This is a genomic window from Amycolatopsis sp. NPDC003731 (assembly GCF_053586895.1).
In genome coordinates, this window is record NZ_JBSFNC010000055.1 from 19,630 (window position 1) to 46,454 (window position 26,825).

At 70.2% G+C, this 26,825-nt stretch carries 23 protein-coding genes and 1 pseudogene; 18 read left to right on the forward strand and 6 right to left on the reverse strand.

All coding sequences use genetic code 11. The features are described from left to right. Positions 1-77: 77 nt before the first annotated feature. The 3 genes from ACWDN5_RS23255 (at position 78) to ACWDN5_RS23265 (ending at position 5,443) form a co-directional block, all read left to right on the forward strand. Positions 78-4,157, forward strand: coding sequence for a SpoIIE family protein phosphatase (locus ACWDN5_RS23255; RefSeq protein WP_449677761.1), 4,080 nt, complete (start codon positions 78-80; stop codon positions 4,155-4,157). Beyond that, positions 4,154-4,456, forward strand: coding sequence for an STAS domain-containing protein (locus tag ACWDN5_RS23260; RefSeq protein WP_310971500.1), 303 nt, complete (start codon positions 4,154-4,156; stop codon positions 4,454-4,456). Before ACWDN5_RS23255 ends, ACWDN5_RS23260 begins: the two co-directional genes overlap by 4 nt. Positions 4,457-4,711: 255 nt before the next feature. Beyond that, positions 4,712-5,443 carry a GAF and ANTAR domain-containing protein gene (locus ACWDN5_RS23265; RefSeq protein WP_310971499.1) on the forward strand — a complete coding sequence of 244 codons (732 nt, stop codon included), beginning with the start codon at positions 4,712-4,714 and terminating at the stop codon, positions 5,441-5,443. Here the strand turns inward: ACWDN5_RS23265 and ACWDN5_RS23270 are convergent. Further along, a complete protein-coding gene (locus ACWDN5_RS23270; RefSeq protein WP_449677762.1) occupies positions 5,440-5,850 on the reverse strand; it encodes an ATP-binding protein in 411 nt (136 codons plus the stop codon). The genes ACWDN5_RS23265 and ACWDN5_RS23270 overlap by 4 nt on opposite strands. Positions 5,851-5,973: 123 nt before the next feature. On the opposite strand from ACWDN5_RS23270, the gene ACWDN5_RS23275 reads away from it, so the two are divergent. From ACWDN5_RS23275 to ACWDN5_RS23295, 5 genes are all read left to right on the forward strand, one after another. After that, a complete protein-coding gene (locus tag ACWDN5_RS23275; RefSeq protein WP_449677763.1) occupies positions 5,974-9,234 on the forward strand; it encodes a glucodextranase DOMON-like domain-containing protein in 3,261 nt (1,086 codons plus the stop codon). A gap of 13 nt (positions 9,235-9,247) precedes the next feature. Beyond that, on the forward strand, positions 9,248-9,811 hold the full coding sequence (locus ACWDN5_RS23280) for a DinB family protein (RefSeq protein ID WP_449677764.1): 564 nt from the start codon (positions 9,248-9,250) through the stop codon (positions 9,809-9,811). Between the two features lie 132 nt (positions 9,812-9,943). Next, on the forward strand, positions 9,944-10,435 hold the full coding sequence (locus ACWDN5_RS23285) for a YbaB/EbfC family nucleoid-associated protein (protein ID WP_449677765.1): 492 nt from the start codon (positions 9,944-9,946) through the stop codon (positions 10,433-10,435). After that, positions 10,432-10,746: a hypothetical protein gene (locus tag ACWDN5_RS23290; protein WP_310971494.1), complete on the forward strand. Its 315-nt coding sequence runs from the start codon at positions 10,432-10,434 to the stop codon at positions 10,744-10,746. Before ACWDN5_RS23285 ends, ACWDN5_RS23290 begins: the two co-directional genes overlap by 4 nt. After that, positions 10,746-12,470, forward strand: a complete 1,725-nt coding sequence (locus ACWDN5_RS23295; protein WP_449677766.1) for a WXG100 family type VII secretion target — start codon at positions 10,746-10,748, stop codon at positions 12,468-12,470. The genes ACWDN5_RS23290 and ACWDN5_RS23295 overlap by 1 nt, the downstream gene beginning before the upstream one ends. On the opposite strand, the gene ACWDN5_RS23300 is transcribed toward ACWDN5_RS23295, so the two are convergent. From ACWDN5_RS23300 to ACWDN5_RS23310, 3 genes are all read right to left on the reverse strand, one after another. Continuing rightward, positions 12,467-13,327 carry an SDR family NAD(P)-dependent oxidoreductase gene (locus tag ACWDN5_RS23300; protein WP_449677767.1) on the reverse strand — a complete coding sequence of 287 codons (861 nt, stop codon included), beginning with the start codon at positions 13,325-13,327 and terminating at the stop codon, positions 12,467-12,469. The genes ACWDN5_RS23295 and ACWDN5_RS23300 overlap by 4 nt on opposite strands. Before the next feature lie 40 nt (positions 13,328-13,367). After that, entirely contained in the window at positions 13,368-13,739 is a 372-nt protein-coding gene (locus tag ACWDN5_RS23305) for a DUF742 domain-containing protein (RefSeq protein WP_310971491.1), read from the reverse strand. Between the two features lie 145 nt (positions 13,740-13,884). Beyond that, on the reverse strand, positions 13,885-14,037 hold the full coding sequence (locus tag ACWDN5_RS23310; RefSeq protein ID WP_310971490.1) for a hypothetical protein: 153 nt from the start codon (positions 14,035-14,037) through the stop codon (positions 13,885-13,887). Positions 14,038-14,246: 209 nt separating this feature from the next. On the opposite strand from ACWDN5_RS23310, the pseudogene ACWDN5_RS23315 reads away from it, so the two are divergent. The 4 genes and pseudogenes from ACWDN5_RS23315 to ACWDN5_RS23330 all read left to right on the forward strand — a co-directional run. Continuing rightward, positions 14,247-14,798: pseudogene (locus ACWDN5_RS23315) on the forward strand (AfsR/SARP family transcriptional regulator); the annotation flags it as partial. Between the two features lie 451 nt (positions 14,799-15,249). Continuing rightward, entirely contained in the window at positions 15,250-16,962 is a 1,713-nt protein-coding gene (locus ACWDN5_RS23320; protein WP_449677768.1) for a tetratricopeptide repeat protein, read from the forward strand. Positions 16,963-17,003: 41 nt separating this feature from the next. Continuing rightward, positions 17,004-17,945, forward strand: coding sequence for an LppU/SCO3897 family protein (locus ACWDN5_RS23325; protein WP_449677769.1), 942 nt, complete (start codon positions 17,004-17,006; stop codon positions 17,943-17,945). 618 nt (positions 17,946-18,563) lie between these two features. Then, positions 18,564-19,970, forward strand: a complete 1,407-nt coding sequence (locus tag ACWDN5_RS23330; RefSeq protein ID WP_449677770.1) for an ApeA N-terminal domain 1-containing protein — start codon at positions 18,564-18,566, stop codon at positions 19,968-19,970. Between the two features lie 16 nt (positions 19,971-19,986). Here ACWDN5_RS23330 and ACWDN5_RS23335 read toward each other — a convergent pair whose 3' ends face one another. Both ACWDN5_RS23335 and ACWDN5_RS23340 read right to left on the reverse strand, forming a co-directional pair. Then, on the reverse strand, positions 19,987-20,457 hold the full coding sequence (locus tag ACWDN5_RS23335; protein ID WP_449677771.1) for an NUDIX hydrolase: 471 nt from the start codon (positions 20,455-20,457) through the stop codon (positions 19,987-19,989). Between the two features lie 8 nt (positions 20,458-20,465). After that, entirely contained in the window at positions 20,466-21,209 is a 744-nt protein-coding gene (locus tag ACWDN5_RS23340) for a helix-turn-helix domain-containing protein (RefSeq protein WP_449677772.1), read from the reverse strand. A 224-nt stretch (positions 21,210-21,433) separates the two neighbouring features. Here ACWDN5_RS23340 and ACWDN5_RS23345 point away from each other — a divergent pair, with 224 nt between their 5' ends. From ACWDN5_RS23345 to ACWDN5_RS23370, 6 genes are all read left to right on the forward strand, one after another. Then, positions 21,434-21,658, forward strand: a complete 225-nt coding sequence (locus ACWDN5_RS23345) for a hypothetical protein (RefSeq protein WP_449677773.1) — start codon at positions 21,434-21,436, stop codon at positions 21,656-21,658. Between the two features lie 26 nt (positions 21,659-21,684). After that, positions 21,685-22,140 (forward strand): hypothetical protein, encoded by a 456-nt coding sequence (locus ACWDN5_RS23350; RefSeq protein WP_247021759.1) that lies wholly within the window; start codon positions 21,685-21,687, stop codon positions 22,138-22,140. 288 nt (positions 22,141-22,428) lie between these two features. After that, positions 22,429-22,710, forward strand: coding sequence for a hypothetical protein (locus ACWDN5_RS23355; RefSeq protein WP_449677774.1), 282 nt, complete (start codon positions 22,429-22,431; stop codon positions 22,708-22,710). After that, on the forward strand, positions 22,685-23,257 hold the full coding sequence (locus ACWDN5_RS23360; protein ID WP_449677775.1) for an AMED_5909 family protein: 573 nt from the start codon (positions 22,685-22,687) through the stop codon (positions 23,255-23,257). Before ACWDN5_RS23355 ends, ACWDN5_RS23360 begins: the two co-directional genes overlap by 26 nt. A 331-nt stretch (positions 23,258-23,588) precedes the next feature. Then, entirely contained in the window at positions 23,589-25,178 is a 1,590-nt protein-coding gene (locus ACWDN5_RS23365) for an FtsK/SpoIIIE domain-containing protein (RefSeq protein ID WP_449677776.1), read from the forward strand. Next, positions 25,175-26,815 (forward strand): replication initiator, encoded by a 1,641-nt coding sequence (locus tag ACWDN5_RS23370; protein ID WP_449677777.1) that lies wholly within the window; start codon positions 25,175-25,177, stop codon positions 26,813-26,815. The genes ACWDN5_RS23365 and ACWDN5_RS23370 overlap by 4 nt, the downstream gene beginning before the upstream one ends. The last annotated feature ends 10 nt before the right edge of the window (positions 26,816-26,825 follow it).

Consider the following 26,825-nt stretch of genomic DNA (forward strand, 5'->3'; position numbering starts at 1 on the left):
ACGCGGCGCCGCACGCACCCGGCGAAGCGGTGCCCGGACGGGTAGGCTCGGCCTGGGCCGCGTGAACCTGGAGTGTGATGAGCGTCGGGGAAGAGGCCGGCCACCGCGCCGTGTTTCCCGGGACCAGCCGGATGGCCGCCCGGATGCGGGACTTCGACTGGACGTCGTCCCCGCTCGGCGCGCCCCGGGACTGGCCGGCCAGCCTGACCACGGCGGTCCGGATCTGCCTCACCTCCCGCTTCCCGATGATCGTCTGGTGGGGGCCGGAGCTGCGGTTCCTCTACAACGACGCGTACCTGCCGCTGCTGGGCACCAAGCACCCGGCGCTGGACAAGCCGGGCGCGGAGGTCTGGGGCGAGATCTGGCACATCATCGGCCCGATGCTGGACAGCGTGATGACCACCGGCGAGGCGACCTGGTCGGAGGACCTGCTGCTGCCGATGAACCGGCACGGCTACTGGGAAGAGACCTACTGGACGTACTCCTACAGCCCGGTCCACGACGATCTCGGCCAGGTCCGGGCCGTGTTCACCGCCGTCACCGACACGACCGAGCGCGTGATCGGCGCCCGGCGGCTGGCGACGCTGCGCGAACTCGGCGCGCAGGCCGGCGTCGCCCGGACCGTGGGCGAGGCCTGCGAACTGGTCGCCGGCGTGCTGGGCCGGGCCGGCGCGGACGTCCCCTACGCCGCGATCCACATCCGGGACGGCGACGGCGAACTCGCGCTCGCGGCCGTCACCCCCGGCGGCGAAGGCGCGGGTGATGCGGCCGCCTGGCCGCTGAAGGACGTCCTCGCCGACGGCGTCGCGCGGACCGTGTCCGGCGGGACGATCGGCGAGCTGCCGCCGGGCGGCTGGTCCACCCCGCCCACCGAGGCGGTCGTGCTGCCGCTGCCCGGCGACGCCGGCGACGCGGCCACCGGCGTGATCGTGCTGGCGGCGAGCTCCGGGCGCGCGCTCGACGAGTCGTACCGGACGTTCCTCGGGCTGGTCGCCCAGCAGACGACGGCGCTGGTCAACAGCGCGATCGCGTACCAGGCCCAGCAGCAGCGGGCCGAGGAGCTGACCGCGCTGGACGCGGCGAAGACGACGTTCTTCGCCAACATCAGCCACGAGTTCCGGACCCCGCTCACGCTGATCCTCGGCCCCGCCGCCGAGCTGCGGGAGGCCCTCGACGGCGCCGGCGACCGGGTGCGCGAAGAGGTCGACGTCATCCAGCGCAACGCCCTGCGGCTGGGGCGGCTGGTGAACAACCTGCTCGACTTCTCCCGGATCGAAGCCGGCCGGATGCAGGCGCGCTTCGAACCGGTGGACCTCGGCACGTTCACCGCGGAGCTGGCGAGCGTCTTCCGCGCCGCCGTCGAGCGGGCCGGGCTGGTGTTCCAAGTCGACTGCCGCCCGTCGGACCAGCCGGTGCACGTCGACCGCGGGATGTGGGAAAAGGTCGTCTTCAACCTGCTGTCCAACGCGGTCAAGTTCACCTTCGACGGCGCGATCCGGGTGACCAGCACGGTCGAAGCCGGGCACGCCGTGGTCTCGGTGTCCGACACCGGGATCGGGATCGACGCCGCCGAGCTGCCGCGCCTGTTCGAGCGGTTCCACCGGATCCCGTCGGCGCGGGCGCGGTCCAACGAGGGCAGCGGGATCGGCCTGGCGCTGGTGCGCGAGCTCGTCGGCATGCACGGCGGCAGCGTCACCGTGGAGAGCACACCCGGCGCCGGGACGACCTTCCGGGTGCGGGTGCCGCTCGGTACCCGGCACCTGCCCGCCGAGCACGTCGTCGCCGAACCGACGGGCGGCGGGCCCGTCGCGGAGTCCGCGGAACCGTACGTGCAGGAAGCCCTGCGCTGGCTGCCGGACACCGGTGAAGAGACCCGGCCCGCGCCCGCCGCGGCCGCGGGGGCACGGGTGCTGGTCGCCGACGACAACGCCGACATGCGCGACTACCTCGTCCGGCTGCTGCGCGACGACTACGCGGTCACCGCGGTGCGCGACGGCGTCGAGGCGTTCGCCGCCGCCTGCGCCGAGCCGCCCGAACTGATCATCAGCGACGTCATGATGCCGCGGCTGGACGGCCTCGGCCTGCTCGCCGAGCTGCGCGGCGACCCGCGCACCGCCGCCGTGCCGGTGCTGCTGCTCTCGGCGCGGGCCGGGCAGGAAGCCGCCGTCGACGGCCTGGCCGCCGGAGCCGACGACTACCTCGTGAAGCCGTTCTCGGCGCGGGAGCTGCTCGCCCGCGTCCGCACGACCGTCCAGCTGGCGAGGCTGCGGACCCAGCACACCCGGTGGCGCGCGGCGATGATCGACTCGCTGCAGGAAGGCTTCTTCGTCTGCGACGCCGAGGGCCGGGTCGTCGAGATCAACGCGGCGTTCACCGAACTGCTCGGCTTCGGCACCGACGGGCTGCCCTACGCCCCGCCGTTCCCGTGGTGGCCGGACTCCGGCGCCGACTCCGCCGCCCACCGCCAGGTCGTCGAGGCGTCCGAGCACGCCTGGGGTGAGCGCGCCGGCAGCCTGGTCCTGCCGATGCGGCACCGGGACGGGCACCGGGTGTGGACCGCGATCGCCTACAACCAGCTGCACGACGACGAGGGCCGCCGCCGGGTGGTCGGCACGGTCCGCGACGTCACGGCCGAGCGCTACGCGGTGCAGCGCGAAAGTGCGCTCGCCGCGATGAACCAGCGCCTGGCCGGCATCAGCGGAGCGCCGGAGGTCCTCCGCACGGCGCTGGCGCTGCTGCGCGAACTGTGGGAGGCCCAGCGCGTCCTCGCGGTGACCTGGCCGCAGGACGGCGAGCCGGAGCTCGCGTCCACCGATCCCGCCGACCGGCACTGGGCGGACCTCACCGCGCCGCTGCGCGCGACACTCGACCACGTCCGCTCGCTCCCGGCGTTGCACGCGACCCCGGCCGACAGCGGCGCGGGCACCACCGTCGACCACCCCGGCGGCCGGTTGACGCTCTGGGTCGAGCCCGCGCCGGACCGCCCGCTCGGCACCGAGGACCGGACGCTGCTGGCGTTGCTGGGCGGGACGCTGGCGCACGCCCTGCGCCGTGCCCACCGCGACGACCGGCAGCGGGAGGTGGCGCTGGCCCTGCAGCGCTCGATCCTCGGCCCGGCCCGGCTGCCCGACGGGTTCGCGGTGCGCTACGAGCCGGCGAACCCGCCTCTCGAGGTCGGTGGCGACTGGTACGACGTCGTCCCGCTGGCCGGCGACCGGATCGGCATCGTCGTCGGCGACTGCGTCGGCCGGGGGCTCGCCGCGGCCGCGGTGATGGGCCAGCTCCGCAGCGCCTGCCGCGCGCTGCTGCTGGAGGCCAGCAGCCCGGCACACACGCTCGTGGCGCTCGACCGCTTCGCCTGGCGCCTGCCGGGAGCCCTGTGCACCACCGTGTTCTGCGGCGTCCTCGACCCGGCCACCGGCACGCTCACCTACAGCAGCGCCGGGCACCTGCCCGCCACGCTGGTGCACCTCGACGGCCCGGCGGAGCAACTCGATGCCGGCACCAGCGTGCCGCTGGCCGTCCGGGTCGCGGAACCGCGTCCGGAGGCCACCGCGGTGGTGCCGATCGGCTCGCTGCTGATGCTCTACACCGACGGGCTGGTGGAGCGGCGCCGCGAGTCGCTCGACGACGGCATGGACCGGGCCACCAAGGTCGCCCACGACACGCGGGAAGTGGAACTCGACGACGTCGCCGCCGCCCTGATGGACCGGCTCCGCCCGGACGGCGGCTACGAGGACGACGTCGCGCTGCTGCTCTACCGCAGATCGGTGCCCGCATTGGACTTCGAATTCGCCGCCCACCCGGACCACCTCGCCTCGACCCGGCACTGGCTGCGGGCGTGGCTGGCCAACGCGGCCCTCGAGCCGGACCTCGCCCAGGACGTGCTGGTCGCGACGGGCGAGGCCTGCGCCAACGCCGTCGAGCACGCCTACGGCGACGGCACCGGGGCGACCGCGCACCTGGCGGCCCGGCTCACCGGCGCGCACCTGGTCGTCACGGTGACCGACCGGGGGCACTGGAAGCAGCCGCCGCCGGACAACCACGTGCTGCGCGGACGCGGCGTGCCGATGATGGAAGCGCTGGCCGACGCGGTCGCCTTCCGGCACGACGAGTCCGGGACCACCGTCACGCTGGAATGGAGGATCGGTTCGTGACGACGGCACTCACACTGGTCGGCGGCCCGGGTGACGACGGCGACCGGGTCCTGACCGTCACCGGTGAGATCGACATGGGCAACGCCGCCGAGTTCGGCGCGGCGCTGGACCGCGAGCTGGCCGCGGGCCCGGCCGTCACCGTGGACCTCACGGGGGTGACCTACCTCGACAGCGCCGGCATCGCGGTGCTGTTCGACCGGGCGGGCGAGCACGACCTCCGGCTGCTCGCGCCGCGGTTGCTGGACCGGGTGCTGCGCGTGTCCGGGCTCACCCAGGTCACGAAGGTCATGGTCCGCTGAACGGTTGACCTCGGGCACACGGGGTAAGCAGGCCGCAGCGACGGTGCGTCGGGTGGGTTGTGCTGCCGTCCGTCGCGAGGTGGCCCCGGCGCCCAACCCACGACGTTCAGCAGCGAGCGACGGGCCGGGTGCCACCGCCCTCTCTCCGATCCGGTGTTGCGGATTGCGCCGCATACGCGAGTAAGGTTCTGCCGTTCCGTTGAAGCAGCAGCGGTCCGGCACGAGCCGCCGCCGTCCGGGACGGGAGATGATCGAGTGACCGGTGAACCGATCCTGCCCGAAGACCTCGACGAACTGACCGCCGCGATGGCGGACCTCACGGGCGCTCTGGAGACCGAGCCGACCGAAGCGGAGATCCTCGACGCCGTCTGCGCGGAAGCCGTCCGGGCCGTACCCGGCGCCGACATGGCGAGCATCACCGCGATCCGCGACGGCGAGCCGACGACCGCGGCCGCCACGGACGAGCGCGCCGTCGAGATCGACCGGGCCCAGTACGCGGCGGCTGCCGGCCCCTGCCTGCAGGCCGCGGAAACCGGCGAGATCGTCCGGGTGCCGCTGGCCACGGCCGGGGCGGCGTGGCCCGAGTTCACCGCGCGGGCCCTGGACCTCGGCGTCGGCAGCTACCTCGCCGCGCCGCTGCGCGTCGACGAACGCCTGTCGGGGGCGCTCAACCTCTTCGGCTACGGCAACCACGGCTTCGCGGAGACCGATTCGCGGCTGCTGCAGCTCTACACCACGGTCGTCTCGTTCGGGCTGCGCACCACCCGGCGCTACCACCAGGCCCGGCAGCGGGCCGTCGAGCTGGAAGCGGCGATGCGGTCGCGGGCGGTGATCGAGCAGGCCAAGGGCATCCTGATGGCCGTGCACCGGATTGGTGCCGACGACGCGATGAAGCGGCTGGTCACCGAGTCGCAGCGGACCAACGTGAAACTGCGGGACATCGCGGCCCGGTTCGTCGAAGACCTGTCCTCGGCGGAATCGCCTTAGGCGGTACGGCGGGCCGGGAACGGCCAGGTGAGCGTGATGACCGTGCCGCCGTCGGTCGAGCGGAGGTCGAGCCCGTCGACCAGGGCCTGGATCAGGCGCAGGCCGCGGCCGCCGTCCGCGCGCTCTTCCAGGGTCGTCCAGCGGCCCTGGTCGGCGACGGTGACGATCAGCACCTCCTGGTCGATCCGGGCGCGGACGTCGATCAGCCCCGGGCGGCCGTGGTAGGCGTGGTCGAGCACGTTGGCCATCGCTTCCCAGCAGGCCAGCACGACGTCGTCGGCCTGGCGCCCGACCTCGTCACCGGCCCGCCGCCGCAACCACGACACCAGGTGCCGGCGCAGGCTCGGCAGCGTCCGTGGCGAAATCGTGCCGCGGTACCGCCATCCGTCCGATCCCAGCTCTTCCACGTTCACCTCCTCGGGGGACATCAGGTTTGCTACCCACGAGTTCGGATTCTCAATCACCGGTAACGGCATCCGGGCACCGTTCGGACCTGGTGCGGCCCGGGGCGGCCGTGATCGGATGGGCGGATGATTCGGTCGACGTCGTCCGTGGTGCTGTGCGCGGTGCTGGCCGCGACCCTCCTGCCCGCCCCCGCGGCCACCGCGGCACCGGCGCCGGGACCGGGCGCCCTCTCCCACTTCGGCCTGGCCCGCAAGGACTGCCTCGGCACCGCGCGGAACACGGCGAGCAAGGCGTGGTTCACCGTGGCGGGTGGCGTGCTGTCCGACGTCTACGCGCCGGTGATCGACAACACGAACGTCGAAACGCTGCAGTTCGCGGTGACCGACGGGCGCAGCTTCACCGACCTGCAGGCGCGGGACATGACCTACACGGTCCGGACAAGCGCGGGCGGGATGGCCTGCGAGGTGACGTCGACCCCGCGCAGCGGCCGGTACCGGCTGGTCACCGAGTACCTGACCGACCCGGCCCGGACCGGCGTGCTCATCCGCACCCGGCTGGAGCCGCTGCGGGGCTCCGGCCAGGACCTCAAGGTCTACGTGCGGTTCGACGCGAGCATCAACGGCAACGGCGGAGGGGGCCCGGCCAACGGCGGCGGCGACACCGCCACGGTCGACGCGGCGACGTCCGCGCTGGTCAGCGCCGACCGCAACACGGTGTCGAGCGCGCCGGCCCGCGACTACGGCACCCCGCTGGCCGCCGCCCTGCGCGCCGACCGCCGGTTCCTCAGCACGTCCAGCGGGTTCGCCGGCACCGCCGGCGACGGGCTCGCCCAGCTGGATCGCGATCACCGGCTCACCGACACGACGCCGTCGGCGGCCGACGGCAACGTCGTCCAGACCGCGCAGCTGGACCTGCAGCCGCGCCGCCCGGCCGTGCTGGCGCTCGGCTTCGGCGCGGACGCCCGGGCCGCCGTCGCCACCGCCGGAGCGAGCCTGCGCACGCCGTTCGAGGCGAGCTACCGGCAGTACGCGCGCGAGTGGCGTGACTACGACAACGGGCTGATTCCGTTGCGAGGCAAGGATTCCGACGCGTACTACCAGTCGGTCAACGTGCTGAAGGCCAGCGAGGACAAGACGTTCCCGGGCGCGGTCGTCGCGTCGCTCGGCAGCCCGTGGGGCCAGGCGGTGCCGGCGGGCGACGCGCCCGGCGGCAAGCCGGTCTACTTCGGCTCCTACCGCGAGATCTTCGCGCGTGACCTCTACGAAAGCTTCTCGGGTCTCCTGGCCGCCGGCGACCGCGAGACGGCGCGGGCGAGCGTCCGGTGGCTGTTCACCCGCCAGCAGCAGCCGGACGGCCGCTTCCCGCGCAACTCCATGCTGAACGGCAAGAAGGCGCCCGACTCCGGCGGCGACCAGCTCGACGAGAGCGCGTACCCGATCCTGATGGCGCTGCAGGCCGGGCTGGACCGCGACCGGACGCTGTACACCGACCACATCCGCGCGGCCGCGGACTTCGTCGTCGCGCACGGCCCGGCGTTCGGGTCCGAGCGCTGGGAGGAACAGGGCGGCTTCTCCCCCTCGACGATCGCCGCGGAGATCGCCGGGCTCGTCGCCGCGGGCGTGATCGCCGAGCGCAACGGCGACCGGGCGCGCGCGGACGTCTACCGGGCCACGGCCGACCACTTCCAGCGCAGCATCAAGGGCTGGACCGTGACGTCGAACGGGCCGTACGGCGGCCGGTACTTCCTGCGGCTGACCAAGAACGGCGACCCGAACTCCGAGTGGTTCTACAACCTGGGCAACGGCTCGATCGACGCCGACCAGCGCGCGGTCGTCGACGCCGGCTTCCTCGAACTGACCCGCCTGGGCGTGCTGCCCGCGAACGACCCCGACGTCGCCGCGTCGCTCGCCGTCGTGGACCGCGTGATCAAGCGGGACACCCCGGCCGGGCCGGGCTGGTACCGCTACGGGACGTCGGCGGCGGGCAGCGAGGACGGCTACGGCGACTGCTACGAGCCGGACCCGACGAACTGCGGCCCGACGGGCGCGCCTTGGCCGTCGGCGAACACCGGGTCCGGGCACCTGTGGCCGGTGCTGGCCGGCGAACGCGGCGAGCAGGCGGTCCAGACCGGCGACCGGGCCGGCGCGGCCGCCCTGCTGCGGGCGATGCGGGCCCAGACGAACGGGACGGGCCTGATCCCCGAGCAGATCTGGGAGAACCCGGCGCTGCCCGCGTCCCCGTACGGCACGGACCCGAAGACGGCGTCCATCGGCTTCACCCCGGGGCAGTCCGTCGGCTCGGTGGCGCCGCTGAGCTGGGCGCAGTCGCAGTCGGTGCGCCTGGCCCGGGCCCTGGCCGACGGCCGGCTGCCCGAGCAGCCCGCCGAGGTCCGCGCGCGGTACGCCGCCGCCCCGGCCGCCTTGCCGGTCACGCTCGACGCGCCCGCGTCGGTGTCCACGGCGACCGCCCAGGTCACCGGCACCGCGCCCGCGGGCAGCCGCGTCGACCTCGCCGTCTCGGCCACCGACGCGGGGACGACCACGGTGCTGTCGACCCGGGCTTCGGCGGCGGGGACGTTCAGCGCGACGGTGCCGACGCCGCTCGGCGCGAACGTCGTCACGGCGACCGTGACCGGCGCCGGAACGGGCTACGCGCAGAAGACGATCAGCTCGGACTTCGTCACCGGAACGGTGCTGCTGGACACGACGGACCCGGACGGCGACGACAACGGCCCGGGGACGTACACGTACCCGACGGCGGGCGACTTCCACGCGGGCGCGTTCGACCTGCAGCGGTTCCAGATCATCGATTCGGGCAGCACGCTGGTGTTCCGGGCGCAGGTCCGCGACCTGTCGCCGACGTTCGGCTCCCCGCTGGGCGCCCAGCTCCTGACGATCTACGGCCACGATCCGGCGGCGACGGCGACGTCGACCGCGGCGCCGTTCCCGAGCCGGGCGTACACGATCGCCCCGCAGGACGCGTGGAGCAGGCGCATCGAGGTCCAGGGCTTCGCCGACCCGGCGCTCGTCGACGCTTCGGGCGCTTCGCTGGCAACGCCGTCGGTGCAGGCTTCGCAGGCAACGCGGTATATCACGGTCAGCGTGGCGAAGTCGGCCTTCGGGACACCGGGGCCGGGCTGGACGTTCGCGGTGGTGCTGACCGGCCAGGACGGCAACTCGCCGGACCAGGCCCGGCCGTTCACGCCGACGGCGGGCCAGTACACGTTCGGCCTGTGCGCGGCGGGCGGAACGGCCCCGATCTGCGCCGCCGACCCGGCGACCGCGCCGAAGGCGTTCGACGTGCTGACGCCGTCCGGTGTGGACCAGAGGCTGGAGCTGGATCCGACACGCGGCCCGGTTTCGGTGCGCGGGGTGCCCGTGGGCTGACAAGCTGGCGGCCATGATCGACGAGTTCGCGAAGAACTACCTGCACGGCGACCTGCGCGAAGTGCGAGAGGAGCTGCTCGGGAAACTGGACGGGCTCGGCGAGTACGACGTCCGCCGTCCCCTGACGGCGACGGGGACCAATCTGCTCGGCCTGGTCAAGCACCTGACGCTGACCGAGGCCCGGTACTTCGGCGACGTCTTCGGCAGGCCGTTCCCCGAGCCGCTGCCCCGGTGGGACGACCTCGCGGCGCGCGGCACGGACATGTGGGCGACGGAGCACGAGTCGCGGGAGGAGATCGTCGCCCGCTACCGCCGGGCGTGGGCCCACTCCGACGCGACGATCACCGAGCTGGCCGTCGACGCGCCGGGGCACGTGCCCTGGTGGCCGCGTCCGGACGTGCTGCTGTTCAACGTCCTCGTCCACGTGCTGACCGAGACGAACCGCCACGCGGGCCACGCGGACCTCCTGCGCGAGCACCTGGACGGCACGACCGCGTCGGACCGGGACGGGAGCTTCTGGGAGGCCCGGTACGCCGAGGTGGAGCGGGCCGCCCGGGCGGCCGAGGGTCCACAGTAGAGGGCACAAGGGCACCATCGAGGGAACAACCAGGCATACTCCCCGTTAACGCCGGACGACCATCCGGTGTGCGCTAACCTGGCCGATCAAGGCGTCCGGCCGAGTGCGCCGGCGTTTCGAGGAGTCGATCCAGTGCAACCGAACCTGGGGCCAGGCGAAGATTTCCAGCTCCTGCTCGAGCGGCAGGTCCGGGAGATGCAGTCGAAGGCGGCCGCGCTGAACGAAGCGCTCTCGGCGGCCGGGGCGACGGTCCGCACCCGCGACGGCTCGGTCACGGTGACCCTGGCCCCGAACGGCGCACTGACGAACCTCGAGCTCGGCCACCGCGCGTGCGAGCTGGGCCCGGCCCGGCTGACGGCGGCGATCATGGGCGCGGTGCGCGACGCCCAGCGCCAGACCGCCCGCGCCGTCGCGGATTCGTTCGCCACGATCAACGGCGACGGCGAGTCGACCGCGATGGTCCGGTCCTTCCTCCCGCCGGACCCGCCGCCGGACGGCGACTTCGCGGCGCCGGAGAACGCCGAGCCCACGCCACCGCCACCGCCCCCGGCCGTTCCGCCGTCCGCGCCCCGGCGCCGTCCCGCGGCCGACGACCGTTCCGACGACGAATCGAACCCCTGGTGACCGGCGGCGGCTTCCGCGTCTCGGCGGACCCACTGGCGAACTTCGGCAAGCACCTCGACGAGCTGCAGAAGAACCTGCAGAGCACGGCGGACCTCGTCGGCGGCATGGTGTGCGACCCCGGCATGTTCGGCATCAACCCGGCGTGCCAGCTGATGGCGGCCGGCGCGAGCACCTGGACCGACAAGGCGCACCACCAGTTCGGGGAGTACGCCAAGACGATCGGCGAGTTCGCCGACAAGGTCACCGAGGCCGCGAAGCGCTACCAGTCGGGCGAAGAAGACGCCGTGAACTCGATCGTGAGGTTCGGATAGTGGGCGACGACTACCAGAGCAAGGACGTCAGCCTCCACGGTTCGGAACTGTTCAACAGCGACAACGCGTCGGCCGGCGCGGGCTTCTTCGAGGCGGCGATCGGCCTGGACAAGGCCGTCAAGGAGCACGACAAGGTCGCGATCGGCATCGGCTCGGCCGGCATGGCGCTGGAGACCATCGGGCTCGTGCTGGACCCGATCGGCAGCCTGCTGACGGCCGGGATCGGCTGGCTCATCGAGCACATCACGATCCTGCGCTGGCCGCTGGACATCCTGATGGGCGACCCGATCGGCATCGCGGCGGCGAGCGAGGCGCTCACGGCGGAGAAGAAGAAACTGGAGCAGTGGTCGGCCGACCACCAGCAGGCGCTCGACACGCTGCTGAAGGACTGGAGCGGGCAGGCCGCGGACCAGTTCAAGAAGGACATGGACGCGGTCACGGCGCAGCTGGGTTCCCTCGGCGGCTACCTCGACGAGGCCGGCAAGAACATGAAGATCGCCGGCGGCATCGTCGGCGCGTTCCGCGGCATCCTCCGCGACCTGATCGCCATGCTCCTGGCGACGATCATCAAGGGTGCCCTGATCGCGGCGGCCCTGGCCCCGGTGACGTTCGGGGCGTCGATCGCGATCTTCATCGGCACGACGATCGGCACGGTGGCCACGGCCCTGGGCAAGATCGGCGCGAAGCTGGCCCAGCTGGCGAAGAAGCTGGGCGACCTGCTGCAGGCGCTGACGAAGCTGGGCAAGGCGGGCGACGACCTGGCGGCGGCCAAGCCCCCGACGAGCAGCCTCACCCCGACGCCGACTCCGAAGCCGACGCCGAAGCCGGACGCAACACCGGCCCCCAAGCCGGACCCGGCCCCGGCCCCCAAGCCGGACACCACGCCTTCGTCGGCAACGCCGGAGCCGAAACCCGAGCCCAAACCGGACACCACCCCCTCCTCGGCGACCCCGGAGCCGAAACCCGAGCCCAAACCGGACACGACACCCGAGCCCAAGCCGGAACCCAAGCCCGACACCACCCCTTCCTCGGCCGCTCCGGAGCCGAAGCCCGAGCCCAAGCCGGACACGACACCGGACCCCAAGCCCGAGCCCAAGCCGGAGCCCGCGCCTTCATCGTCGTCGGCCACCCCGGAACCCAAGCCCGAGCCCAAGCCGGACACCACCCCCGAGCCGAAGCCGGACCCCAAACCCGAGCCGAAGCCGGAACCCGCGCCCTCCTCGGCGACTCCGGAGCCGAAGCCCGAGCCCAAGCCGGACACCACTCCCGAGCCCAAGCCGGAACCGAAGCCGGAGCCCGCACCCTCGTCGTCGTCGGCCACCCCGGAACCGAAACCCGAGCCCGCCCCCGCGGCGGCCACTCCCGAGCCCAAGCCCGACACCACCCCGGATCCGAAGCCGGACACCACCCCGGCCACCCCGGATCCCAAGCCGCACAAGCCGTTCACCGACCAGATGACCGACGTCATCAAGACCAAACTGTCCCAAATGGACGGTGTGACGCCCGAGATCATGCAGAAGTTCGACAAGATCAGCAACTTCTCCGTGCACGAGCTCGGCAAGCTCTTCGGCAAGGAAGGCGCCGAAAAGTTCGAGTCGGCCATCAAGGTGATGACCGACCCGTGGTTCGGCAAGTCGGGCCTGGCCGGCAAGACCGTCGTCGACATGATCAAGGGCGTGCCCGCCAGCATCGGCAACGTCACCGGCGGGGACGACGACAACTAGCCGAGCGGCTCCAGCCCGGTCAGCGCCACGCTTTCCGTCCACAGCCGCGCGGCGGCCGCGTCGTCGGTCAGGTTCGCCCACCGGCGTTCCGACCGCGGCCGGCCGCGCAGGCCGAACACGCGCGGGCCCCACAGCTGCCCGCCCTCGACGTCCGGGTCGAGGACGGCCCGCACCGCCGGTCGCGCTCCGGCGTCCTTGCCGTGCAGCACCACCCGCGCCGGCAGCCCGCGCAGCCACGCGCCGGCCGTGCGGGTGTGCACCGGCGGCCGGGACGGCGTCAGCGAGTCGAGCGCGCCGCCGGGGTGCGCGAGCACGCTGATCCGCCGGGAACCCGCCGCCCGCAGCCGCCGGTCGAGCTCCAGCGCGAACAACATCTGCGCCAGCTTCGACCGCTCGTAGGCCCGCTTCGGCCGGTAGTCCCGCTCACTCTGCAAATCGGAAAAATCGAGGCTCGACGACTTCGCCGCGAAACTGCCCGTCGTGACGATCCGCGCGGCCGGGGCCAGCACCGGCATCAGGCGCGCGACCAGCGCGAAGTGGCCGAGGTGGTTGGTGCCGAACATCAGCTCGTGCCCGTCCCGGGTTTCCCGCCGCGGCGGCGCGTCGAGTGCGACACCGGCGTTGCAGAGGACGGCGTCCAGCTCGCCCACGTCCGGCTCGAGCGAACCCAGGTCGGCCAGGTCCAGCCGGACGTGTCCCACCTTCGCGCCGGGGACCCGCGTCCGGATCGACTCGGTCGCGGCCTGCGCCTTGCCCGGGTCGCGGCTGCCGATCACCACCTCCGCGCCCGCCGAAGCGAGCTGCTCGGCGGCGAAGTAGCCGATTCCCGCGTTGCCCCCGGTCACCAGAACCCGCACCGCTGCCCCTCCCCGTCCGGGGCAACGCTACCGGCCGGGGTCAGAGCCGGCTGAGGCCGTGCAGGATGCGCTTCATCAGGTCCATGCTGGGGCGGTTGCCGTTGCCGCGCTTCGCGGTGTGGACGGCGACGAGGCCGCGGTCCGCCAGGTCGGAGAGCAGGACGCGCGCCACGCCGAGCGGCAGCCGCCGCCGCGCGGCCACCTCGGCGACCGACTGCGAAGTGCGGCACAGCACGCAGATCTCCGACTCTTCCTGCGTGCTCCCGCGCGTCATGGCCCGCCCGCGCGCGGTGGTCGAGACGAGCGTCTCGACGGGGAGGTCCCGCGTCGGGCGCGTCCGGCCATGGGTGCGGAAGTACGGACGGACGAGCCCCGCCGCCCCTCCGTCTTCGAGCGCGGTCCCCCAGTGCACAGCCAGCTCCTCACGGCGATTAATCCTTGTAGGCGATTATTCGACACCGTGATCGACTCCACCGCAATCGACCGAACAGGCTAACGGACGGTAAACTGCAGGTCGGAGCAGCGCCGTTGAACGACACCACTCCGAGGGAGGAAGGTCATCGAGCCCGATTATCAGGGTTCTGACAACTCCGCCGGCGCCTCCCCGGCGCGGCCAGCAGCCGCGTCAGGCGCCGCCGCCACCGGTAGGCGGCGGCGAACTCCTGCTTGACCTCGGCGATGCGTGCGCGGAGGTAGGCGTCGGAAATCATCGGGGCTCCCCTCGTCGTCCGTGCCGTCACGGTGCCCGGGGGCCATTGGGAAAACCTTGGCCGGACCTTGCCGGGACGCCGCCGATCCGCTACGCCTGAGGCAGGGAGGGGCGGACGTGGTGGAACTGCGGGTTCTGGGCGCGGTCGAGGTCGTGACCGGGGGCACCCGGCTCGACATCGGGCCCGCGCGGCAGCGTGACGTGCTCGCGGTGCTGCTCCTCGACGCCGGCCGGGCGGTCCCGGCCGACCGGCTCATCGACCGCGTGTGGGGCGAACGGCCACCGCGGCAGCCGAGGAACTCGCTGTACGCGTACGTCTCACGGCTGCGGACCTTGCTGGGTGCGCTGGACGGCGTCACGATCGAGCGCGAACGTGACGGCTACCTCCTGAAGGCCGATCCGCTGCTGGTGGACGTCCACCGGTTCGACAGCCTCCTCCGGCAGGCGAAGCAGACCGGCGACGAGCACGCCGCGCTCGCGCTTTACGACGAAGCCTTGGCCCTCTGGCGCGGCACCCCGCTCAGCGAACTGGACTCACCTTGGGTCGACGGCGTCCGCAGGGAATTGGAGCGCCGGCGCGACGCGGCGGTGCTGGACCGCGACGACCTCCGGCTGCGCACCGGCGCCCACGCCGCCGTGCTCGCCCGGCCCGTCCCCGGCGGCAGCGACGAACGGGCGGCGGCCCAGCGGATCGAAGCGCTGTTCCTCGACGGACGTCCGGCCGACGCGCTGCGGGAGTACGAGGAAGTCCGGGCACGCCTGGCGGACGAACTCGGCGCCGACCCCGGCCCGCGGCTGCGCGGCCTGCACGAACGGATCCTGACCGGCAGCGGCCCGGAACCGCGGCAGCTCCCGGCCGCGGCGCCGTCGTTCTCGGGACGCAGCGCGGAACTGGCGGCGCTCGACCGGATGCTGTCGTGCGACGGCGCGGTGGCGGTGATCTCCGGCGCGGGCGGCCTCGGGAAGACGTGGCTGGCCGTGCGGTGGGCGACCGACCACGCGAACCGCTACCCCGACGGCCAGCTGTACGTCGACCTCCGCGGCTTCGACCCGGCCCACGAGCCGGTCCCGGCCGAGCGGGCCGGCGGTCCCGGCCGAGCGGGCCGTCCGCGGTTTCCTCGGCGCGCTGGGCGTCGCGCCGGCGTCGATCCCGCCGGACCCGGACGGGCAGGCGGCGCTGTACCGCAGCCTCACGGCCCGGCGACGGCTGCTCGTGGTCCTCGACAACGCGCGCGACACCGGGCACGTGACGCCGTTGCTGCCCGGCGGGTCGTCCTGTTCGGTCCTGATCACCAGCCGGCACGAGCTCGGCGGCCTGCTCACCACGCACGGCGCGAGCGCGCTGCCGCTGCGCACCCTCGACGAAGACCAGGCGCGGGAGCTGCTCGCGGACAAGGTGGGTGCGCCGCTGCTGGCCGAGGAACCCGAGGCGGCGCAGGAAATCCTGACCCAGTGCGGCGGGATGGCCCTGGCGCTGGCGATCGTCGCCGCCCGCGTCGCGGCCCAGCCGGACCGGCGGCTGTCCGCGCTGGCCGCCGAACTGCGTGAAGGCCGGCTGGACGCCCTGGACACCGGCGAACTGACGGCGAGCCTGCGCGCGGTGTTCGACGCTTCCCACCGCTCGCTCTCCCCGGCCGCCGCGGCCGCGTTCCGCCTCCTCGGCCTGCTGCCGGCCGGCGACATCGGCCGCGCGGCCGCGACGGCGCTGCTCGGGGACGCCCGGGCGGTGCGCGTGCTGTGCGCGGCCAACCTCCTGGAGGAGCACCAGCCGGGCCGCTTCCGGATGCACGACCTCGTCAAGCTCTACGCGGCCGAGCTGGTGACCACGACCGACGACGAGGCCACCCGCCTCACGGCGTCGACCAGGTTGTTCGACCACTACCTGTCCTCGGCGTCGGCGGCCATGGACCTGTTCTCCCCGCACGAGCCCTACCTGCGGCCGCGCCCGCCCGGTCCGCGCCCCGCCTTCGCGTCCGGCGAGGCCGCCCGGGCCTGGCTGGACACCGAGCGGACCACGCTGGTGGCGCTGGCCACCAGCACTCCGGAGGCGCTGGCCGGGCACGTGATCGATCTGTCGGCGACGCTCTGGCGCTACCTGTACATCGCGGCCCACCACCACGAAGCGCTGACGCTCCACACGACGGCGCTGGCGCTGACGAGCGCCGGCACGCGGGAACGGGGCTTCGCGAACCACGCCGTCGGCATGACGCTGGTCCTGCTCGGCCGGTTCGACGCGGCCGCCGAGCACCTCGAGCAGGCCCTTTCCCTGGCGTTGGCGCAGCGGAACGACCTGCTGGAGAGCATGACCCGCAACAGCATCGCCACGATCGACGACATCCGCGGCCACCGCCCTGAGGCCCGCCGGCAGTACGACCTGGCCCTCGCGGCGGCGCGCCGGACGGGCCACGCGCTGCTGGAGGGCATCGCGCTGTGCAACATCGGCGAGCACCACCGCTGGTGCGGCAACCACCTGGAGGCGGTGGAGTACCTGCGGCAGAGCGGCCGGATCGCGGAGGACCTCGGCTCGCCGGGCCTGGGCGGCCCGGTGCTGTCGGCGCTGGGCAGCGCGTACGCGGGCCTGGGCCGTCCGCGGGAAGCCGACGATCACTTCCGCCGCGCGCTGGAGTTCGCCCGGGTCGGCGGCATCACGAATCTCGAAGTGACGGCCCTGAACGACCTGGCGGCGACGAAGACGGGCCACGAGGCGATCGCGTTGTACGAGAAGGCGTTGGCGCTGGCCCGCCGGACCGGTCACCTTCGTGAACGAGCAATCGCCCAGCACGGGTTGGGGGTCGCCCACCGAGCGGCCGGGAACGACGTCGAGGCGCTGTCGCACCTTCAAGCGGCTTTGGTTGCCTACACGGAGTTGCGCGCACCGGAGGCGGAGGAAGTGCGCGTTCTCCTCGACGAGTTGATCTCCGGCTAAGCTCTGGCCACCAGTCATGCTCAAATCTGGGGGGACCTTCCATGACGACGCCCGAAGACAGACCGCAGCAGCCCGCGCCGGAAGCGAATCCCTTCCAGGTCCCGACGCCGTACTACCCGCCGTACCCGGTCGGCGTGCCGCCCAAGAAGCGCAGCGGCCTCAAACTCGCGCTGGGCGTCGGTCTTCCCCTCGTGTTCCTCGCGATCGTGGGCGCGATCGCGGTCGCGACCGCGCTGATGTCGGCCCCGGCCAAGAGCAGCAACGTCGGGGACTGCCTCAAGGGCAACCCGGACCACGCCGACAGCGTGAGCTCGGTGGCCTGCGGCCCGGAGGCGAGCTACAAGATCGTCGGAAAGGTCCCGGACCAGCACCAGGTATCGATGAACTTCGGCGGCTGCGACCAGTTCCCGACGGCGACCGCGGCGTATTGGGAGGGCACCGAGGTCTCGACGGGCACGCTGTTCTGCTTGGAGGACTTGAAGAACCCGGGCAAGGGCATGCCCCAGGTGGGCGACTGCCTCAAGGGCGAACTTTCCGACGCCGCCCACACCGAAAAGGTCCCATGCGGACCGGAGGCGACCTACAAGGTCGCCGGCATCGAGAACGGCGGCGCACTGGCCGGGGTCACGACCGCGGTGTGCACCAAGGTCCCCTCCGCCGGAGCCTCGATGGAGTGGAAGCGCCAGGGCAGCCTGTCCTCGAAGATCCTGTGCCTGGAGGACTTGAAGAACCCGGACAACCGCAGGCCCAAACCCGGCGACTGCATGGCACCCGGCGCGAACGACGAGCTCCACATAGCCCCCTGCACCAAGGGCGCGGCGAAGGTCCTCGGCCAGGTGGACGGCCTGAGCAAGCTGGACGGCCTGTCGAAGACGATCCAGGAGATCTGCAAGGACTTCCCGGGCGCGGACCAGGCGGCCTCCTGGAGCATGCCGGGCTCGTTCACGGCGACCACGTACTGCATGCAGTCGATCAAGAAGTAGGCCTCAGAGGCGGATGGGCTTCTTGTTCATGAACTATCCAGGCGGTCAATGGGCCTGGGGGCGTTCTTGGGCTTACCGCCTCTGACCTGCTCTTTTGCGTCTGTTGGGTCCGGTCGCGTCCGGGCCTGTCTGGACGTCTGACGGCCTGTAGACGGCCTGGCTCCTCGCTGGCCCTGTGCCCATCTGTCCTGGTGGCAGCTCTCCCCCGTCTTCCTCGTCCCCGCTGCCGTTAGCACCGGAGGGCCGGTGTCAAGGGTGGGCGCTTGCGTCCATCGCGCAGCGACGCCGTAGGCGCCCTTGATGGCGGACGGCCGGTGTTAAACGATCGCTGACGAGGGAGCGGCCACCAGGTCGTGCTCCGGTCGGCGTAACGCTGATCGACTCGGCGACGTCTGTGGGCGTATGGGGACGAGTGGATCAACCAGCTCACGGCGGCGCGCGTACGCGGCCGACCCTCCGGCGGGCCGCCCGGCGACCGGCGGCCGAAGCGGAGCGGCAGGCCGTCCGTGTCGCATGAGGGCGGGCCCGCCGCACGGGTGGTGACGTGCGCGCCGCCGACGGCGGCGCGCCTTGATCCCATAGAGCCAAATTCGGCAAACACCAATCGAAGGTCTAGATATGCCACTAGAATCGGATTCTCAACACTGGGGCGATTTCTGGTTAGCAGATGCCCCTGAACGTCGCCTTCCAGGAGTATTGGACCTCTCGACAGGAAGACCCACGGTCACGATCCGCGGGCAACTCACGCCCTGGGTTCCCGCAAGGGAAGAATCTTTTACTATTCACGGCGAACTAACCGTCGGAGGACTACGCAAGGTTACAATACTTGATGCTTTCACTAAATCGCGCCGGACAAACGGTATTCATCACCCACACTCCACTGATGGGATGCTTAATGGAACACATGAAGTTAGTGGAGTGTGGACAATCAGAGGTTGCCATGTGAGTCCGGGCGACGTAATCGAGTATGCGTCAATTCAATTCACGCACTTAGATAGATGGATTGACGATGACGGATTAACGGATTTGACCAACCACAGCGAAGAGCCATTGATACTTGAGTATCGTCAACCCGCCTCGAAGTCTGCCGATATCCCAGAGGGGCGCGGCACAGTCAAGACCGAATTCCAATCTCCAATTCTGCCACTAGTAGGCAGGGAGATACATATGAAGCATCGAGCATGGTTAAGCTTCACTGACCTCAAGATAGATTCACTTAGCATCCTACTTGAGTCCATCATACTTCCAACATTGTCCCTTATGACAATAATGGTTGGCAGAAAGTGTGAATTAACAGAGCTTGATGTTTCCTTCAAGCCTCACGGGAAGCGATCTAGTGTTCACCATCCCACCATCAAGCCAGATGCAGAGCAGCCTGAGATCGATCCAGGCTTCGAATTTCTACTCCTGTCAGACATAGGAATCGAAAGCTTGGCGAATTGGATTGCAAAGGCGGCAGATTTCGCGCCAATTCCAAACATTATCTACTCAACATTCGGGACGAATGACGACCAGGCCATCGAAAGTTTAGTTCTTCAGCTTGCAGCTTGCGCCGAAGGGTTTGACCGGAGGAAATACGGCGACAAAAAGGTCATCCCCCGGAGTCGAGCCAGGCGAGCCCGGAGCATTGCCGTCAAGTCCATCGAGGACGAGCTTGGCAATGAGATTGCCAATAGGGCCAGAGAGGCGCTCGGGCAATTCGATCGGAGCACTTTTCCGGAAAGACTCAATAGACTTATCAGACTAACGGAAGGATCCCTACCAGGAATCACAGGGCGAGAAGCCGAGTGGATTCGACGTGTTAAAAACGCAAGGAACGGCTACGCTCACATGCTCGACGGAGTCGGCGAGGAATGGGAAGTGAGCTACGCGTTGTCCCACTCACTAAGATGGATGCTAGGATGCGCAATACTTCTCGAAGCCGGCATACCCGAGTCAACAATCAACAGTCGCGCCAACCAGCAAATGGACTATAAGCAATTTAGACAAATCAGTAGTCGCTTGGCACCGACCATATATCCATAGCCGCCCACAACCTGAATCACGTGAAGAACGGAGGATCACCAACATTCATGGCGTGAGATAACCTCAGCTGAATGGATGGATGAATTCGCAGACTCGCCAGGTCTTCCAGAGAAACCCATAGCACTTCCTTGCTTTCATCGCTAACAGCTTCAGTGCCACCTAAGTAGCGAGCTCGAAAGCAGATGGAGAACTCCTGGCGAACTTCTCCGTCGTCGTACGCGATGACGTGTTTGGGATCTGAATACAAGCCGATCACCCCAGTAACCTCACACTCGATACCTGTTTCCTCGCGGACCTCCCGGATCGCCGCTTGAGATAGAGTCTCGCCTAGTTCCAGCTGACCCCCCGGGATGGAGTACAGGTCGTTGTCCGTGCGCCTGATCATTAAAATGCGGTCATCGCCATCCTGTATGAATGCCGACACCGCCACAGCGATGCTGTTTGCCTTAGGGGCGTTAGGGTCGTTGTAGTAGTCGACTCGGGTCATGCTGCCTCCTAGAAGGTGGCGGGCTTAGCGAGGTTCCAGACTGATTCGAAGCTCTCCGAGTACGTCTCGAAGAGGTCCCCGGCGGAAAGCCGCCTGAGATGGAGTGACGGGGCATGTGCCCCCTGGAACCCATACACGTGCGTATTGATGATCATCTCGTCGTCGAACCGGAAGATCGAGTTGTAGAGCGTCGTGTTGTGGAATCGCATCTCGATGCCTTCCACACCGATCAACGGTCGGTAGAACGCAAGGGCGTTGCGGATACGCGCCGGAAGCGTCCCGTCTCCGAGCTGCTCCTCCTCGCCGCGTAGCGCGATGCTTCCCCCCTCCGGGTCACCGAACGCCAGGCGGATCTTCGCGCCGGCCGCAGCCTTGGCCATCAGGTCCTTGATGAAGCGCGGCCGCTCGACTAAGAACAGCGCGGCGTGCACCAGGACTTCAACGGTCTCCGACGCCTCCTTGATCAGCCGGTCCCACAGCTCGACCGGGATGGCGTTGCGGTGCGGGAACACCCGCACGACTTCGGCGGCCGCCGTCTCGGCCTTGCGCTCCGGTGCGACCGAGTCCGGCCACAGGTACGTCTCTGACTCGCGCGCCATCGCCGCGATCTTGTGCCGGTGCTTCGGGTACGGCAGACGGCCCTTGGTGATCCAGCGTTCAACGGTCTTCTGGTCGACGCCGACGGCCTTGGCGACCTGTTCCAAGGTCAGGCCGTTGCGCAGTAGCGCGTCACGCAGGCGTTCGTTCGGCATCAGCACCCCTTGGGACTTTTAGGGACGTCTTCGACCGTACCAGGGACGTCCCGAGATGTCCCGCCACGTGGTGATCATGTCCCGCCTTTTGCCGGAGATTGGAGGTCAGATTGCCGGGGTCCGCCCGGCGGCGAAGAGAGGAAGGCAGGCATGACGACTCGAAGCGTGTCGCGTGGCAGGGGAACACGGGCACTCGACCGGCTTGCGGCGTAGGCGCGACCGGCATGCGTGACACGGTCCAGATCCACGTCACGGCAGACCTCCCCATCCGGGTCCGGGCGCTCGCCTACGCGAACCGGGCAGAGATCCGGTTCGGCAAGGCGTTCCCGGTGGTCCTGCTCGTGGATTCGGACGCCATTGCGGTGCTGAGCAAGGAACTCGAAGAGGTGCGAGCCGCACTGAACTCGACGGCACGAGTCGACGACCAGGCGCCGGAAGTCACTGACTGAGAAGCAATATCCAGGGAGCTAACAAGATGGCTATCGCCAAGGGTTTCAGGTTCGAAATTGCGTTTGACCAGGCGTTCCCCCAGGGGCTCGTCATGATCGGAGAGGTTACGGCGGACACCGAGTACCAGTCCCGGGAGGACCGGACGGCAGGTCGCCCGGCGCGTCAACGAGTGGATGAGGTGACAGGCAAGCGCCAGTGGAAAGCGACGGTCACCGACCCAGATGAGACGAAGGCGAAGCGCGCTTCGTTCGAGATCACGTTGCTGGCCGACGTCCAGCCGGTCCCGGCCACCTCGGAAGCTCTGCCCGGAATGCGTCCCATCGAGCTGGAGGGGCTGACGGCCGAACCGAAGGTGGCTGGTCAGGGCGAATTCAAGTACCAGTCCTACGCCTTCCGGGCGACCGGCTTCAAGGCGGCCGGGAGCGGTTCGAAGTCGGCACGCTCCGCCACGGCTGGCGAAGCTGCGACAAAGGCGGCGTGAGCGGGATGAACGCGTCCGGGCCGGTTCGCGATGCTGCGGCGTTCGACGAGCTGGTCCGGGCGTGGGAATCGGCGTACCGCGACTACATGGCGGCGTGGGAGCACGGCACGCGGGTCTTCTCGCCGGGCGCCTCGATCAACGCATCGAATGCGGCGGGGCGGGTGTCGCGGGCGTGGCATGCGCTGGCGCGGTCGCGCGGCCTGCCGTGGTGGTGCGTCGCGGCTCTGGAGTCGGCGGCCGAAGGGTTCGCCGAGCTGGCACAGGATTGGGCGAGTAAGGCAGACGGCGATGAAGCTTCGAGTCGACGGGTTCGGCGTGACGTGGACAGTGGAGCCACGGGACTCGGTGACGGTGGAGGAGACCGGCACACATCCAGCCAGTCCCCCGATGCTCGTCGTGACCGGCGAGACCGTGGTTTCGCTCGCGGTGCCGGAGGACCTGGACCAATGGCCGGCATGCGTGGCGTTCCTTCTCCGGCTCCGCGACGGAGTGGACGACCTGGCGACGCTGCTGACGGCTCGCCTGGCGACTCCGGGCGGGCGTGATGGGAACGGCAACGGTGAAAGCTGAGGCTCGTCCGCCTCGGACGCTGCAGGAGGCGCACGAAGATTCGTATGCGCGGATGCCGGGACGCGACGCGCCCGTGTCGGCGTGGGTGGCGTTTCGGCGGGCGAACGCGCGGATGTACCGGGCCGTGGCCGATCTCGACCGTGGACACCACCACGAAGCGCTCTACTGGTCCGACCGGGAGCGGCGCGAAGTGGAGACCCTGACCAAGAAGCCTGAGTGGAAATCGGACTACGGACGGGAGGGAGTAGATCCCACAGGCGCCCCCGTTGCTCCTGCGGCCCGCCTGAGCGAGGAACAGCTTCCGCCGCTGCCGGACGTCGAATTCGGTGCGTACCTCCGAGCGGCACGGGAACGGGAGTCGTTGAGCCTCACGGCCGTTGCGGCGCGCGCGAAGGTCGGAAAGTCGACCTTGCAAGCGATCGAGACGGGATCGCGTCGCCCAGGGTCACTACAGGTGATCGCCGCGCTCGCTGACGCGCTGGGTGAGGATCGTGTCGTATTGGCACTGCTGGCCTTGCGTGGACACACGGACGCCGCTGGGCAGTAGCAAACGTCCAAAGAACTGAATATCGAGAATTTCGCACGTGGGGACGTGCGACGGATAAACGCGTCCTCACGTACTTAAAACGATCCCTAAGAACGCAGAACCGGTTCCCTGGCTACCAACCTTTTCGCCGGTTCTGCGTCTGTCCACTGGAGAAGTGAACAATGCGAACGATAAATGATGACAACCAACGCCAGTCAAGCGGGGTCACCCGGATGCGCTGCGCGGAATGCAAGAAGTTCGCGCGTCTGCTGCCCGGAGAGACCAAGTGCGCCCCGTGCCTGGGCATGCTGCCGCTGGTGCTCCGCACGGCTGATGTGCGGGGTGGTCGCTGATGGACGCGCACGGCGTGATGACGCTGATGGCGGTCGGCGGCGGCCTGGCCGTCCTGCTGTGGGTGCTGGCCAAGATCGGCCGTGCACTAGCCGGCCTGGCGGAGATGCTGGCCGCGCTCGCCGTCCTCGGGATGGTGCTCTGGGGCCTGGCGCGCGTGGTCGCCTGGGTTGTTCGGCAACTCGTGACGCACTGGCGGACCTGCCTCACCCTCGTCGCGGCGTGGGCCTGGTGGCGATGGCTCGGCGGACTCTCGCTCCTGGTCACCCTCGTCGTGCTCGGTCTGGTCCAGCTCGTCTGGTGGCGGCTGGACGCGGTGAGCTATGACCAGTGGTGCGGCCGGTGGCTGCGCTCGTGGTGGCTGCGCTGGGCGCTCTACGGCCGGAAGCTGCCCGGCTGGCTGACCGCCTGCGGCCTGGTGATCCGAGACGCATCGGTGCCGGTCGACGTGACGGTGTCCCTGGTCGGCCGTCGGCGCGGTAAGAGCACGGTCGCCCGTAGTCAGGACCGTTCGGCGGGTGTCGCGGTGCCCATGCTGCTGTCGGTCCGGTCCGGGGCCTCGTGGGACGAGGTTCGGGTGCGGCTGGTGCCGGGGCAGAAGCCGGAGGACTTCGACGACGGGGCCCGCGCGCTGGCGGTCGCCCGCAAGGTCACCCGCTGCCAGATCCGGGAACTCGAGCCCGACGTCGTGTCGATCGACTTCATGCGCCGGGACCTCCTGGCCTCGCCGGTGACGTGCCTGCCGGTGCCCGACCTCATCTCCGTGGACGGAACCGGGGTGGACCTGCGGGCGGTGTTCGCCGGGTCCACCGAGTACGGCAAGCCCTGGCGGCTCCCGCTGGTCGGTACCGGCGCGCACACCCTGGTCGCCGGGGCCACCGGGTCGGGCAAGAACTCGGTGATGTGGTGCCCGCTAGTCGCGGCGGCCTCGGCGATCCGGGCCGGTCTGGTGCGGGTGTCCGGGATCGATCCGAAGGCGATGGAGCTGTCCTACGGTCGTGGGATCTTCGCCCGCTACGGCCAGAGCGGCCAGGAAGCGGTGCAGGTCCTTGACGCGCTCCTGGACGAGCTGGAGACGCGCAAGCGCGAGTTCGCCGGACACACCCGGCAGGTCCCGATCTCCACCGACTACCCGGTGGAGCTGCTGGAGTTCGACGAGATCGGCGCGCTGACCAAGTACACCGACCGCAAGGCCCGCGACGCCATCGTGGAGAAGGTCGCGATCCTGACCACCCAAGGCCGGGCCCTCGGGTTCACGGTCCGGGGCTACGTGCAGGAGCCGACGAAAGACACGGTGCCGGTGCGGGAGCTGCTGCCCCGGCGCATCGCGATGCGGCTGACCTCGAAGACGCAGGTCCCGATGGTCCTCGGCGACGGCGCGTACGAGCGTGGCGCGTGGGCCAACCGCATCCCGGAATCGGCGGCTGGCGTCGGGTACGTCTGGGGCGAAGGCATCCGCGAACCGCTGCGTGTGCGGGCCGGATGGGTGCCCGATCACACGATCAAGCAACTGGAGCACTACGTCACCAACGGCGGCGCCCAGGTGATCAGCCTGTCCGATCGACGCACGGGCGAAGGGAGGTCGGCATGACCACCACCAGCGAAGACCCGCAGGCCCCGACGGTGCCGGCCACCCCGATCGAGCGAATCCGCGGTGCTCTATCCGCCGATGTCGTCAAAGCCACGGCGGAGAAGCACGGAGTGTGTATCCGGCCGTTCACGATGGAGGTCGGCGACACCGAAACCGGCGAAGTCCGCTACGTCCCCGTCCCCTGCGGCTCCACCGTGGAGTCGGTGTGCCTGCCGTGCGCGCGGAAGGCGAAGGCGCTGCGGCAGGCCCAGTGCCGCGAGGGGTGGCACCTGACCGAAGAGCCGATGATCACCAGGGAGAAGCCCTCGGAGACCCAAACCGAGCTGCTGACCTACCGGGCCGATCTGGCGGCACACTACCGCGACGTGATGGCGGCCGGGGACGAGGCAGAGGCCGAAGAGCTGCGGGCAGAGGTCGCGGGCGTGGACGCGGAACTGCGGGCCTCGGGCATGACCGGTCGCCTGCCCGCCCTGGACGTGCCGGAGCGGAAGGCGGTGAAGCGCTCGACCAAGCGGCGGCAGGACGCGCCGAACCTGCCCCGGCGCAAGGTCGCAAAGACGACGGTGGGGCGGGAGTTCGCGGGCAAGTTCCGGCCGTCGATGTTCGTCACGCTGACATGCGACACCTACGGCAGGGTCCGGTCCGATGGGTCCCCGGTCGACCCGGCGTCATACGACTACCGGCGGGCGGCTCGGGATGCGGTGCACTTTGCGGCGCTGGTGGATCGGTGGTGGCAGAATCTGCGCCGGGTCGTCGGCTGGGACGTGCAGTACTTCGCCACGGTCGAGCCGCAGCGACGGGCGGCCCCGCATCTGCACACGGCGTTGCGGGGTGCGATCTCGCACGAAACCATCCGGCTCGTCACCGAAGCGACCTACCACCAGGTATGGTGGCCTGCTCACGATGAACTGGTCTACACGGATCGGAACCCGTTGTGGGATCCCGATTTCCGTTCCTTTGTGGACCCGGAGACCGGGGAGCCGTTGACGGCGTGGGATGACGCGGTGGCTGCCGTGGAGGAACCGGCTCATGTCGTGCGGTTCGGCACGCAGGTGCACTCGAAGGGCATCCTCGGCGGGACAGAGGAGGCCGGGCGGCACATCGGCTACCTGACCAAGTACCTGACGAAGTCGACCGGCGAGGTCGTCGATGCGGACACGGCCGGCCAGCGGGACCACCACGACATGCTTCACGCCCACCTGGCCGTGACACCGTGCTCGCCACGCTGCGCGGTGTGGCTGCTGTATGGCATCAACCCTAAGGGAGCGAACGGGAAGACCGTTCCGGGCCACTGCAAGGGGCGTGCGCATCGTCGGTCAACCCTCGGGCTACCGGGGCGGCGAGTCCTCGTGTCGCGCAAGTGGTCCGGCAAGACAGTGGCCGGTCACAAGGCCGACCGCCGGGGCTTCGTGCTGTCCGCCCTGGCGGCGGTTGGGATCAGCAAACCGGAACCGGCCCCGGATCGGTTCGTGTGGCGCAAAGTCGAGCCCGGCGACACCCACTGCCCGCCACGGGACCAACTGGTCATGCGGGCGATCTCGGAGCGGATCACGTGGAAGGCCGAGTACGACCTGGCGCTACTCGCGGCCGGACCACCGGGCGAAGTTTCTTCGGCAACTCCATCTCTGGCGGCCTGAGGGGGCAGAC